14 protein-coding genes are annotated in these 11247 nt (G+C 61.3%); 6 read left to right on the top strand and 8 right to left on the bottom strand.

All coding sequences use genetic code 11. The features are described from left to right. A partial coding sequence (locus GSM73_RS05845; protein ID WP_160892015.1) for an MFS transporter occupies window positions 1-448 on the bottom strand: 448 nt, incomplete at its 3' end. 179 nt (window positions 449-627) lie between these two features. Between GSM73_RS05845 and GSM73_RS05840 the strand changes: the two genes are divergently transcribed. Both GSM73_RS05840 and GSM73_RS05835 read left to right on the top strand, forming a co-directional pair. After that, the gene (locus tag GSM73_RS05840; protein ID WP_047227936.1) at window positions 628-2682 is read left to right on the top strand and encodes a S9 family peptidase; all 2055 of its coding nucleotides are present in this window, start codon (window positions 628-630) and stop codon (window positions 2680-2682) included. A 150-nt stretch (window positions 2683-2832) separates the two neighbouring features. Further along, window positions 2833-3306: a cyclic nucleotide-binding domain-containing protein gene (locus tag GSM73_RS05835; RefSeq protein ID WP_047228036.1), complete on the top strand. Its 474-nt coding sequence runs from the start codon at window positions 2833-2835 to the stop codon at window positions 3304-3306. Window positions 3307-3465: 159 nt separating this feature from the next. Here GSM73_RS05835 and GSM73_RS05830 read toward each other — a convergent pair whose 3' ends face one another. Further along, window positions 3466-3750, bottom strand: a complete 285-nt coding sequence (locus GSM73_RS05830; protein WP_076385928.1) for a hypothetical protein — start codon at window positions 3748-3750, stop codon at window positions 3466-3468. Between the two features lie 78 nt (window positions 3751-3828). Between GSM73_RS05830 and GSM73_RS05825 the strand changes: the two genes are divergently transcribed. The 4 genes from GSM73_RS05825 (at window position 3829) to GSM73_RS05810 (ending at window position 6116) form a co-directional block, all read left to right on the top strand. Beyond that, window positions 3829-4515 carry a spermidine synthase gene (locus GSM73_RS05825; RefSeq protein WP_047227938.1) on the top strand — a complete coding sequence of 229 codons (687 nt, stop codon included), beginning with the start codon at window positions 3829-3831 and terminating at the stop codon, window positions 4513-4515. 48 nt (window positions 4516-4563) lie between these two features. After that, window positions 4564-4938, top strand: a complete 375-nt coding sequence (locus tag GSM73_RS05820; protein WP_003184246.1) for a YajD family HNH nuclease — start codon at window positions 4564-4566, stop codon at window positions 4936-4938. 253 nt (window positions 4939-5191) lie between these two features. Next, window positions 5192-5662, top strand: a complete 471-nt coding sequence (locus GSM73_RS05815) for an RNA methyltransferase (RefSeq protein WP_003184248.1) — start codon at window positions 5192-5194, stop codon at window positions 5660-5662. Between the two features lie 76 nt (window positions 5663-5738). Beyond that, the gene (locus GSM73_RS05810; RefSeq protein WP_047227940.1) at window positions 5739-6116 is read left to right on the top strand and encodes a DUF2892 domain-containing protein; all 378 of its coding nucleotides are present in this window, start codon (window positions 5739-5741) and stop codon (window positions 6114-6116) included. Between the two features lie 98 nt (window positions 6117-6214). Here the strand turns inward: GSM73_RS05810 and GSM73_RS05805 are convergent, their stop codons facing one another. The 6 genes from GSM73_RS05805 to GSM73_RS05780 all read right to left on the bottom strand — a co-directional run. Further along, on the bottom strand, window positions 6215-7444 hold the full coding sequence (locus tag GSM73_RS05805) for a hypothetical protein (RefSeq protein ID WP_160891846.1): 1230 nt from the start codon (window positions 7442-7444) through the stop codon (window positions 6215-6217). Between the two features lie 31 nt (window positions 7445-7475). Beyond that, complete coding sequence (locus GSM73_RS05800) at window positions 7476-7925, bottom strand: YcgN family cysteine cluster protein (RefSeq protein WP_047227942.1); 450 nt, start codon at window positions 7923-7925, stop codon at window positions 7476-7478. 262 nt (window positions 7926-8187) lie between these two features. Then, window positions 8188-9120 (bottom strand): D-2-hydroxyacid dehydrogenase, encoded by a 933-nt coding sequence (locus tag GSM73_RS05795; protein WP_047227943.1) that lies wholly within the window; start codon window positions 9118-9120, stop codon window positions 8188-8190. 123 nt (window positions 9121-9243) lie between these two features. Then, the gene (locus GSM73_RS05790) at window positions 9244-9537 is read right to left on the bottom strand and encodes a YcgL domain-containing protein (RefSeq protein WP_047227944.1); all 294 of its coding nucleotides are present in this window, start codon (window positions 9535-9537) and stop codon (window positions 9244-9246) included. Beyond that, on the bottom strand, window positions 9534-10667 hold the full coding sequence (rnd, locus tag GSM73_RS05785) for a ribonuclease D (protein WP_160891844.1): 1134 nt from the start codon (window positions 10665-10667) through the stop codon (window positions 9534-9536). The genes GSM73_RS05790 and rnd overlap by 4 nt, the downstream gene beginning before the upstream one ends. Before the next feature lie 121 nt (window positions 10668-10788). Next, window positions 10789-11247 (bottom strand): class I SAM-dependent methyltransferase (locus tag GSM73_RS05780; protein WP_256676730.1); only part of this gene is annotated, 459 nt, incomplete at its 5' end.

The following is an 11247-nucleotide window of genomic DNA, read 5'->3' as shown; positions in this document are numbered from 1 at the left end:
GGCGACCGTAACGGTCATCACCCGCCACGCCGAACGGCTGCTCATCCTGTAGTTCATCGGCAGCGGCGGCGGCTTTGGCGGCAGCGGCTTTTTCCTTGCGAGCGCTGGCTGCACGCTCGATGGGGAAGCGGATCAGCACGAAGATCAAATAAAGACCAAAGACGATCATGCCGTACATGAACAGATCGGATACCGCACGCCAGGCGTTGTTGCCGACCTTGAACAGCACGTCCAGGGCAACGATGGCCAGGGCCGGAGCAACCTGTTCCTTCACGGGGTCGACGATAGTGGGGCTGAACAGCAACACCGCCATCAACAGGCGCAGGGGCTCGCGCAACCAGCGCCAGATCCAGCGGGTCATGCGCATCCATACCAGCAGGCAGCCCAGGGCGGCGAAGGCATAGAGGCCCCAGGCGATCAGATAGTCGTTCTCGGTCATGGTGTCCATGGCAAGGCAGGCAAATAGGCGCTTATAGTAACGGCTTTTCGCTCGTCAGGCTGCCCCGGCGTCTGTCGAGTGGTCTGTGCCGCAGTATCTGTCGGTTAATTTCTGCCGCCGCAGGTGGCTGACCGAACTAACCACACCGGCCATCAGTCCCTATTTCGTACAACGTTCGAGAGCCTTTCATGCCCCTATCTGCCCACGTTTGCAACGCCCCGATTGCCCGCAGGGACCCCGGTGTTGATCCCTACGCCTGGCTGCAGGAGCGCGACACCGACGCCGTGCTCGACTACCTCAAGGCTGAAAACAGCTATCAGGACGCGCAACTGGCTGACCAGGCCGAACTGCGCGAAACCCTGTTCCAGGAAATCAAGGGCCGGATCCTGGAGACGGATCTGTCCCTGCCTTCGCCTTGGGGTCCGTACCTGTATTACACCCGCACCACGGCCGGGGACGAATACCCACGTCACTACCGCTGCCCGCGTCCGGTGGACGACAGCCTGACGGTGGATGAAAGCCGCGAGCAATTGTTGCTGGACCCTAACGTGCTGGCTGGCGGCGGTTTCTTTTCCCTGGGTGCCTTCAGCATCAGCCCCGACCACCAGCGTCTGGCTTACAGCCTGGACACCACTGGCGACGAGATTTACACCCTGTTCGTCAAAGAGCTGGCCAATGACAAAGTCAGTGAGCTGTCCTTTGAGGATTGCGACGGCAGCATGACCTGGGCCAATGACAGCCTGACGCTGTTCTTTGGTGAGCTGGATGACACCCATCGCCCGCACAAACTTTGGCGCTATCGCCTGGACGGAACGGCGGCCGAAGAAGTGTTTCATGAGCCGGACGGACGTTTTTTCCTGCATTGCTACCGTTCGAGTTCGGAAAAACAGTTGATCCTGTCCCTGGGCAGCAAAACCACCAGTGAAGTCTGGGTCCTGGACGCCACACAGCCAGACCAGCCTTTCACCTGCCTGGCGCCCCGGGTGGAAGACCATGAATACGACGTCGACCATGGTTTGCTCGACGGTCAGTGGAGCTGGTTGATCCGCAGTAACCGCGACGGGATCAACTTCGCGCTGTACCAGGCTGCCGACACGGGCCTGGCGCCGACCGAGGCCGACTGGCAGAACCTGATCCCCCACAGCGACACGGTGATGATCGACGGCCTGAGCCTGAACGCCAGCGCCATGACCCTGAGCCTGCGTGAAGGCGGCCTGCCCATCATCGAAGTTCACCCACAGGGTTTGCCGGCGTATCGGGTGCAACTGCCGGACGCGGCCTACAGCCTGCATGTGCAGAACAGCCTGGAGTTCGTCAGCCCCCGCATTCGCTTGCGCTACGAGGCGCTGAACCGTCCGGCACAGATTCGCCAGCTGGACCTGGCCAGCGGCGAACAGGTCGTACTCAAGCAAACCCCGGTCCTGGGTCCATTCGATGCCGATGACTACGTGAGCCAGCGGCTGTGGGCGACCGCACCGGACGGCACGCAGGTGCCCATCAGCCTGGTGGTCAAGCGCCAGGCCCTCGGCCAGCCGGTGCCGCTGTACCTGTATGGCTACGGCGCCTATGGCGAGAGCCTCGATCCGTGGTTTTCCCATGGGCGGCTGAGCCTGCTCGATCGCGGCGTGGCGTTTGCCATTGCCCATGTGCGTGGTGGCGGTGAGCTGGGGGAAGCCTGGTATCGCGCCGGCAAGCAGGAGCACAAACACAACACCTTCAGCGACTTCATCGCCTGCGCCGAGCATTTGATCGCCAATGGCGTCACCCGCGCCGATCAACTGGCGATCAGCGGCGGCAGTGCCGGTGGCTTGCTGATCGGTGCGGTGCTCAATCAACGCCCGGATCTGTTCAAGGTCGCGATTGCCGAAGTGCCGTTCGTCGATGTGCTTAACACCATGCTCGACCCGGACTTGCCGCTGACCGTCACCGAATACGACGAGTGGGGTAATCCCGAGGAGCCCGCCGTCTATGATCGGATCAGGGCCTATGCCCCGTACGAAAACGTCAGCGCCCAGGCGTACCCGGCGCTGCTGGTGATCGCCGGTTACAACGACAGCCGCGTGCAGTATTGGGAAGCAGCCAAATGGGTGGCGAAATTGCGCGCCACCAAGACCGATGACAATCCCTTGCTGCTCAAGACCGAACTGGGCGCCGGCCACGGCGGAATGAGCGGGCGCTACCAGGGGTTACGTGACGTAGCCCTCGAATATGCATTTGTTTTGAAGGTTTTGGGGTTGGTCTGAGGAACTCCGTCGGATGGCCGGGTCTTAGCTCCATGCGCAGGGCTCTGATACCACCACCCAATGTGGGAGCAAGCCTTGCTCCCACAAAGGAATCGCCTTACATCCAAACCCTTGCAACCGCCCCAGACACAAGAAAAAGACCGTGACGACATGTCAGAACCAACCTTACTGAACAACGAAATCCGCGACTGGCTGATGGACTGCGGCCTGTTCGACCAGTTGCAGCCTGTCGACTTCGCCGCGGCGTCGGGCTACTTCAGCATCAGCGCCATTGCCCAAGGGGAAGCGATTTTCCGCGAGGGCGATGCCGGCAGCTTCATGTGCATCATCCATTCAGGGCAAGTGGCCGTGCAGAAAACCGGCCCCGACGGTCAACCCGTCACCATCGCCACGCTGCGCAGCGGCCGGGCATTCGGGGAAATGGCGGTGCTGGACGGAGAACGGCGCTCGGCCAGTTGCATCGCCGCCAGTGATTGCCAATTGCTGAACCTGGGCAAGGATTCCCTGGAAAAAATGCTCAACGATGCACCGAAGATCGCCGCCAAGATCATCCGCGCCCTCGCCGTTTCCCTGTCCAAGCGCCTGCGCATGGCCGATGGGCAGTTGTTGTCGCAGCAGGTTTAGCTCTCCTCTGTCAGTTGAAATGCAGAACCTGTGGGAGCGAGCCTGCTCGCGATAGCGTCGGATCAGCCAACATCAATGTTGACCGGTTTATCGCTATCGCGAGCAGGCTCGCTCCCACAAGTTTTTGCCATTCAGTGATCTCATTAACAAGCATTGGGCCTACCCCCCCGGCGACTTGGCCTTCGGTGGTTTTGGCTCCATCCCTGGTATCGGCTGGTCCTTGGGCGGCTTGGGCATTTCGATTGGCGGCAGCAACGGCGGTCCGCTTCCGGGGCTGGGCGTGGGTACGCCGCTGGGCGTGACCGGCGGGTATGGCATCGGTGTGGGGGTGCCGGGCGAACCGGGAATGCTCGGTGGGCTCACCGGAATCGTGGGCTGCTGGGCCTGCACCCAACTTATCGAGAGCGCTGCCAGGGCAATGGCCGTTAGAATGGTGCGCTTCATCAATGGCTCCGTGGCGATTGTCTGTCTTCAGGCTAGTCCTTACCGCGCCGCTTTGCCCTTCCTTTGCATGAGACATCCATGAAACGTTTCGTTCTACTGGACACCACCCCCATCCCTGACAACGGCGGTGCCCTGTGCCTGTTCGAGTACGGCGACGACTTCGTCATCAAGATCCAGGGCGGTGACGGTGGGCAGTTGATGAATACGCGCATGCATGGCTCCGAAGACGCCCTGGCAGAGATCCCTTGCCGCAAGGTGGCCGGGCGTCCCGGCTCGCGCGTACTGATCGGTGGCCTCGGCATGGGTTTCACGCTGGCCTCGGCCCTCAAGCACCTGGGCAAAAATGCCGAAGTGGTGGTGGCCGAACTGGTGCCCGGCGTGGTGGAGTGGAACCGTGGCCCTTTGGGCGAAAAGGCCGGTCGCCCACTGTCGGACCCGCGTACCGTAATCCGCATGGAAGATGTGGCCAAGGTGCTGCAAGCCGAACCCCAGGGCTTCGACGCCATCATGCTGGACGTCGACAACGGCCCCGAAGGCCTGACGCAGAAAGCCAACAGCTGGCTGTATTCAGCCGGCGGCCTGGCCGCCTGCGCCAAGGCCCTGCGGTCCAAGGGTGTGCTGGCAGTATGGTCAGCCAGCGCCGACCGGCAGTTTTCCGACAAGCTGAAAAAGGCCGGCTTCAAGGCCGAAGAGGTGCAAGTCTTCGCCCACGGCAACAAAGGCACCCGCCACACCATCTGGATTGCCGAGAAGCTCAAGGGCTGAGCTAAACTCTGTTCAACCGTCATCAGTCTTTTTTACAAAGGTGAACCCATGAGTTCGTCAACGCCACCGTCCAACACCGCCAAGCTGGATCGCATCCTCGCCGATGCCCAGCGTGACCGGGAAATGGGTTACCGCGACAAAGCCCTGAAAATGTACCCCCACGTCTGTGGCCGCTGCGCCCGTGAGTTTTCCGGCAAGCGCCTGAGTGAACTGACCGTTCACCACCGCGACCACAACCACGACAACAACCCGCAGGACGGTTCCAACTGGGAACTGCTGTGCCTGTACTGCCACGACAACGAACACTCGCGTTACACCGACCAGCAATATTTCGGCGACGGCTCCCTGAGCACCCCGAAAATCGCCAAGGCGACCCACAACCCGTTCGCCGCACTGGCCGGGTTGATGAAAAAGGACGAGTAGCCAGCCATTTGTGGCGAGAGGATTTATGTGGGAGCAAGGCTTGCCCGCGATGAAGCCGATGCGGTCTTTCAGAAACCGAGGCGGCTGTTTCGCGAGCAAGCTTTGCTCCCACAGGATTTTGCGAACAACACGAATCCACTGTGGGAGCGAGCCTGCTCGCGATGGCAATCAAACGATCACCATCAATCTACAAGCTGCCCCCCCTCTTCCAATCCCCGTATAATCGCGCCTTTTCCCCAAAGGCACCCCGCCCGTGGCCAACAAACGCTACAGCTGCATCGGTCTGTTCAACCCCAAGTCTCCGGAAAACGTCGGTTCGGTCATGCGCGCCGCCGGCTGCTACGGCGTGGCATCGGTGTTCTACACCGGCAAACGCTATGAGCGCGCCGCGGACTTCGTCACTGACACCAAGAAAGTCCACTACGACATCCCGTTGATCGGCATCGATGACCTGAAAAAAATCCTGCCCCTGGGCTGTGTGCCAGTGGCCGTGGAACTGGTCGACGGTGCTCGTCCCTTGCCCGAATACACTCACCCGGACCGGGCGCTGTATATCTTCGGCCCGGAAGATGGCTCGCTGGATAAAGACATCCGTGACTGGTGCGAAGACGTGGTGTACATCCCCACCACCGGTTGCATGAACCTGGCGGCCACGGTCAATGTCGTGTTGTACGACCGCATGGCCAAAGGCAATAACACCCGTTCGGGGCCGCAATTCCGCTGATCGGTGCGCAATTGGATTGAACAAGGGAATCGCTCGGGCAGTCAGTTTTATACCAACCCCACACCGGAGACAGATCATGAGCGATAACAACCCGTTCGAGCCGATTGAGACCACCCCTTTCCAATCTCATCCGCCGCAAAACGTGCATGGCTGGGAACGCATTGGCTCATTGGCCGGCGGAGTCCTGATGATGGGCAAGGGCTTGCGCCGTGGCGGCGTGATCGGTTTGGCCCAACTGGCGATCGGCGGCATGGCCCTGGCGCGCGGCATCACCGGGCACTGCTCGGCCAAGACGTTGCTGGAAAAGAATCGTCAGAACCTGCACCACGCCCGTGCCCGCATCGAGCAGGCCGGTGATGAGCTGAGCCGCATGAAAGCCAGCGCCGAGGCCGCGACCAGCACGGCTACAGTGACGGGGAATGATTCGTTGAGTTCGCCGAAGGTTGGGCTTTGATTTTACTGGCTGATGGCCCCATCGCGGGCAAGCCTTGCTCCCACATTTTGAGTGTAACGCTGGTCAATGTGGGAGCGAGCCTGCTCGCGATAGCGGTATTACTGAAGTAACCGCGTATCCAGCACAGTAGAACTCTCCCCCAGAACGCTCTCGCTGAGCTGGACAAACTCCTGGGTATCAACCGTCTCCAGACGCATGGCGGCGTGCAGCACGTCATCGAGCGAGCGCTTGTTGCGGGTTTTCAAACGAATCTCGCGGTCCAGCTCCTGCAACAGCAACACCGCCTTGGCCACCGTCGCCGGGCGGACCTGCTCGCCACGCAAGGTGCTGACGCCTTTGCTGTCCCGAGCCAACCGGTCGTTCAGGCTCTGGTAGCGCTCATCACTCATGCCGCCAGCCCGGCGCAGCAATTCGATGGCGTAATACTCGGCCAACCCTTCGCTGATCCAGTCACTGCGCTCACGATCGTTGACGCGCGCCAGCATCTGCACCAACTCCCGCAACAACGGGCTATTGCCGCGTTCGCTGACTAGCGGCGGACGAGTGTGCAGATAAATCGATTCATGCCCGGCCTGGGCGCCACGCCACATCGGGTCTGACGCGCCGATGATCAGCAGCTTGCCGGGATGACGCGGCACCAGAGCCTGCACCTGCGGCCAGACGAACGTCAGCAGCGTCAGCACATCCATCCGGCGCATGCCCTGGCCTTGGGGCGAAGCCACCGTCACCTCGGTCTCTCCCAGGCGTGTGCGCCGGCTGCCGAGTTTGCCAGCGAGCATCCAGCCGGTGGGACGATCGAACAGCCGCGCGGGGTTGTCGATGCGAAAGCGTTGCTTGCCGATGCGCGGCCAGGCCGTTTCGATGCTTTTCCAGCCGTCGGGCAGTTCAAATTGCAAACGTGACACCAGCTCAGTGCCATCCTGCTGATCCAACTTGGCCGGCGGCACAAGATCGTCGCCACGCAGAAGCCCCCATCCCGGGGTCATACGGGTTTCAAACGTACCGTTCTTGCGAGTATTACTGATGCGCACGCGATAGCTCAGGCTCGCCTTGTCGGCACTGGGACGCCAAACGCCGCGTGTGTCCCTGCCCGGGATGAGCTGCCATTGACCGTCGGCCTTGAAGTGGCTGTAGCGGCTGCCATCGCCGAGGTCGAAGTCCAGGCTGCGCACTGCCGAACCCCGCGCCAAGGTCAGGCGCACTTCGGCCTGATCGCTTTGCGGCAACAGATGCACGTGATAATCCAGATCGACTTTCTGCGCCGCCCACAGCGGCCCGCACACCGCCCACAGCCCGGCTGCGAGCATCCTTTTCAATCCTGCTGCCATGGGTTCTCCCTGATGGTGCGATGCCCGGCATTCAGCCGGCGCGAAAAATCAGATGATCTTCCCAATCGTCCTCGGGCACGCTGCCTTCGGCCAGCATGCGCCCGGATTGGGAAATGCGTTCGTGGTGCACGGCATCGCGATCGCCACAGACCAGGTGGTGCCATAACGGCAGATCCTTGCCCTCACTGACCAGACGATAACCGCAGGTCGGTGGCAACCATTTGAACTCATCGGCCTTGCCCGGTGTGAGCTGGATGCAATCGGGAACAAAGTCGCGGCGCCGGGAATAGTCGGTGCACTGGCAGGTTTTCAAGTCCAGCAATTTGCAGGCGATGCGCGTGTAGTAGACGCTGTTGTCGTCTTCGTCTTCGAGTTTTTGCAGGCAGCACAGGCCACAGCCGTCACACAGCGATTCCCATTCCTGCGCATCAAGCTGATCGAGGGTTTTACGTATCCAGAACGGTTCGACTTTGGCGGCCATGGCTCAAGCAATCAGCATCAGATGGTGAAAAGGCCGTCAGTCTAGTGCCGGGGCCTCTTCAGGCCAAGCATGGGCGACTGTCGGTAGGACGTTGTGTTGGCGAAGTCCGTAAATGGATTGGCCGAGAACACCGATGGGGTGACCGCTGAAGATCACTGTGGGAGCGAGCCTGCTCGCGATAGCGCCGGATCAGCCAGCATTGATGCCGACTGGCAAACCGCTATCGCGAGCAGGCTCGCTCCCACAAGTTGATTGGGTCGGTCTAATATCCCCGATCGAAATCCACTTCCCCGCGCAAGGTTTCGCCGGCCTGGTAGGCCCGCAGGTTTTCCAGGAACAACTGCACCATCATCGCCGGCGACGTCGGTGCCGAGCTATGGCCGGTCAGCAGCAGGCCCCAGGCCGTCCAGAAAGGATGCCGCTGTGGCAACGGCTCCTGGCGGCAAACGTCAATGACCGCGCCGGCCAGGTGCCCTTCCTTCAAGGCTTGCACCAGATCGGCATCGACCACGGCCACGCCGCGTCCGACATTGATGAACAGCCCGGTGGGTTTGAATTGCCTGAACAGCGTCGCGTCGTATATATCGTGGGTGTCCGGCGTGTTGGGCAGCAGGTTGATCACATAATCCACCTCCCCCACCATGCGCGGCAGATCCTTCAGCGCCCCGACCTCAATGAACGGCGCCAGCTCCCGGGCTTCGCTGGCAATGCCATACAGCTGCACACCAAACGGCAGCAGGAACTGCGCTACCCGCTGGCCGATATCGCCGGTCCCAACGATCAGTGCCTTGCGCCCGGCCAGACTCTGGCCCTGACGGTTGTCCCACTTGCGCTCGACCTGGCTGACCAGCCGCGCCAGCACCTCGCGCTCATGACCGAGCATATAGGTAAGGACGTACTCGGCCATCACCTGGCCGAAAATGCCCACCGCACGGGTCAGGCGATAATCACGCGTCAAGCCCTCGGCCAGCAGCGGCGTGATGCCCGCCCAGGTCGATTGCAGCCACTGGGGCTGATGGCCTTGACGCAACAGGGTGGCCAGCAGATCGGGCTGGCCCAGCCAGACCGGGCAGTCGGCGGCCAGTCGCGACAGTTCGGCGGAGTCGCCACTGGTCAGGACTTGGATATCGGGTGCAGCCTGTCGCAGAAGCTGGGCGTACACCGCGTGATCGTGTTCGGCAATCAGAACGCGCATGGATCAAACCTTTCAAAAACTATGCAGACGACCGCCGACAGAGTGTCGCTCCATCCTTGCGGCCATCGCCAATAAACCATTCCAGTGTTTCAAGAGGCCCGGGAAAGGTGCCTCGGGGTACCGTCAGACCGGGTCGTTGCGTCGCAGCAACTCTTCCGGCAGATGCTCGATGTATTCGTCTTCAGCCGGTGGCATCTGCAAGTGATAACCCTGGGTATCGAGGTTTTCCAGCACCAGGTTGATGTCCTCCCGGGACAGCTTGCGCTCGGGGCTCAGCACCAGGTCAAAGGCATGGATCGCCTTCCCAAAGGCAGCCATCAGGGGCTCGGGCACACGCTCCAGGGCATCGCTTTTGAGCACATACAGGTACATCTCGTTTTTCTTCGAGCTTCGGTAGATCGAGCAGATACGTTTCAAGGCTGTTCTCCGGCGGTGGCCAGGCTATCGAGCAGCGCCTGGCCCATCAATTCGCGGCGCCAGCCACGCAGCGAATCGGGCAATTGGTAAGGGCCCTCGGGAAAGCCGCTCTTGATCAGCGCCTCGAGGGTTTTCTTGCGCAGCATCAGTTCAGGGGCGATTCCCAGGCGCTCGGCCTCAACCTGCCCCAGTGCCCGCAGACGCTTGACCAGCGCCGAAGCCTCGATGGGCAAGGGCTCGGCCACGGCTGGCGGCCATTGTTCGGGCGGCACGCTGGCGGCGCGTTTGATCAGCTCCAGCAGGAACTCGCCGTCCTGGCGCACGGTACGCGGGTGCATGTCTTCGATTTTCGCCAGCGCACCGAGGTTATCCGGCTGAGTGCGGGCCAGGGGCCACAGCGAATGCTCGCGAATGACCCGGTTACGCGGCAGGTCACGAGCCCGCGCTTCCCGCTCGCGCCAGGCGCATAGCTCGCGCAGCACGGCCAGTTGGGCACGGGAAAGTTTCCAGGCCAGCTTGGCCTCGCGATAAACCTCATAGGGGTCGACTTCGCGACGCAGGTTGGCCACCAGCTCGGCGCCATCCTCCAGGACCCAGGCGTATTTTTCGTCAGAAAGCTTCGGGCGTAGCTGTACGAAAACTTCCGCCAGATGCACTGCATCTTCAGCGGCGTAGCTGATCTGCGTTTCCGACAGGGGTCTTTGCAACCAATCAGAGCGGGTTTCGCCCTTGGGCAAGTCGATGCCCAACACGTCCTGTACCAGCCGGGAATACCCCATGGAAAAACCCAGGTTCAGGTAGGCGGCGGCCAATTGAGTGTCGAACAGCGGCGCAGGCAGGCTGCCGGTCAAGCGCAGCAGCACTTCAAGGTCTTCGCTGCAGGCGTGCAACACCTTGAGCACTGCCGGGTTTTCCAGCAACGCGGCCAGGGGCTTCCAGTTGTCGATGGTCAAGGGGTCGATCAGATAGGCACGCTCGCCGTCGCCGATCTGCAACAAACCGGCAATGGGATAAAACGTGTCGACCCGCATGAATTCAGTGTCGAGGGCGACGAATGGCAACTGCTGCCATTCGTCGCAAAACTGACCGAGGCTATCGTTGTCGCGAATCCAGTGAATATCGATGGCCACACGGCTCTCCCTTGAAGAATGGCGCGCAGTATATATCGCCGTCAGCGATTGCGAGCATCCATAGAGCGGGAGCCTGAGAGAAATCGCCTGCGCGAAGGCAAGAATAGTCCTACATCGGGAATTAACCGGCCTTGCACAACGCATAAACCCGCGTCAGCGCAAACCCAGGCAGAAAATCCTGATACCACAGCAGGGTGAAACCGGCCTGGCGGAACTCGGCTTCAACTTCAGCCTTGTCCGCCAGGCTGCGGTGCGGCGCAGGTCCGATGTTGAGGCGACCTTCAATTTGCACCGACACAATCACCGTGTCACGGCTGACCCGATGAAATTCGCGCAACAGCGCCAGCCGATGCTCACTGGCCTTGACGTGCCGAAACAGTTGCAGACACAAAATACAGTCCACAGCGTTAGCCGACAGGCCGAGGGTGAATGCCGAACTGGGAAAGGTCGTGACCCGCTCCAGCAACGCGCCGCCATGGTGGGTGCGGGCGTGATCGAGCATGTCTGGCGAGGGGTCCGCCGCCAGGATCACCCGGTTGGCATGTTCGGCCAGCACCGGCCAGAACCGGCCCGCGCCACA

The organism is Pseudomonas sp. PICF6, assembly GCF_009831705.1.
In the GTDB taxonomy this organism is placed as follows: domain Bacteria; phylum Pseudomonadota; class Gammaproteobacteria; order Pseudomonadales; family Pseudomonadaceae; genus Aquipseudomonas; species Aquipseudomonas rhizophila.
The sequence above is the reverse complement of the archived record's forward strand: the minus strand, read 5'-3'. Positions and strand labels throughout refer to the sequence as shown.

Coding starts and splice junctions, on each gene's coding strand:
- GSM73_RS05810 (WP_047227940.1), top strand. CDS start 5,739: ATGAGCGATAACAACCCGTTCGAGCCGATTGAGACCACCCCTTTCCAA.
- GSM73_RS05800 (WP_047227942.1), bottom strand. CDS start 7,925: ATGGCCGCCAAAGTCGAACCGTTCTGGATACGTAAAACCCTCGATCAG.
- GSM73_RS05820 (WP_003184246.1), top strand. CDS start 4,564: ATGAGTTCGTCAACGCCACCGTCCAACACCGCCAAGCTGGATCGCATC.
- GSM73_RS05805 (WP_160891846.1), bottom strand. CDS start 7,444: ATGGCAGCAGGATTGAAAAGGATGCTCGCAGCCGGGCTGTGGGCGGTG.
- GSM73_RS05840 (WP_047227936.1), top strand. CDS start 628: ATGCCCCTATCTGCCCACGTTTGCAACGCCCCGATTGCCCGCAGGGAC.
- GSM73_RS05825 (WP_047227938.1), top strand. CDS start 3,829: ATGAAACGTTTCGTTCTACTGGACACCACCCCCATCCCTGACAACGGC.
- GSM73_RS05835 (WP_047228036.1), top strand. CDS start 2,833: ATGTCAGAACCAACCTTACTGAACAACGAAATCCGCGACTGGCTGATG.
- GSM73_RS05795 (WP_047227943.1), bottom strand. CDS start 9,120: ATGCGCGTTCTGATTGCCGAACACGATCACGCGGTGTACGCCCAGCTT.
- GSM73_RS05830 (WP_076385928.1), bottom strand. CDS start 3,750: ATGAAGCGCACCATTCTAACGGCCATTGCCCTGGCAGCGCTCTCGATA.